1 rRNA gene is annotated in these 227 nt (G+C 53.3%); it reads left to right on the forward strand.

From position 1 onward, the window contains the following. Positions 1 to 227 (forward strand): 23S ribosomal RNA (locus tag M3189_RS26800); the annotation flags it as partial.

Raw genomic sequence — 227 nt, forward strand, 5'->3', positions numbered from 1 at the left:
CAAAGGAACGGGGTAGATGAAGCGGTCTGGAAAGGCCCGTCATAGAAGGTAAAAACCCTGTAGTTGAAACTTCGTTCCCTCCTGAGTGGATCCTGAGTACGGCCGGACACGAGAAATCCGGTCGGAAGCTGGGAGGACCATCTCCCAAGGCTAAATACTCCCTAGTGACCGATAGTGAACCAGTACCGTGAGGGAAAGGTGAAAAGCACCCCGGAAGGGGAGTGAAA

Origin of the sequence: Neobacillus niacini (assembly GCF_023715415.1) — a bacterium.
Classification (GTDB): domain Bacteria; phylum Bacillota; class Bacilli; order Bacillales; family Cytobacillaceae; genus Neobacillus; species Neobacillus niacini_C.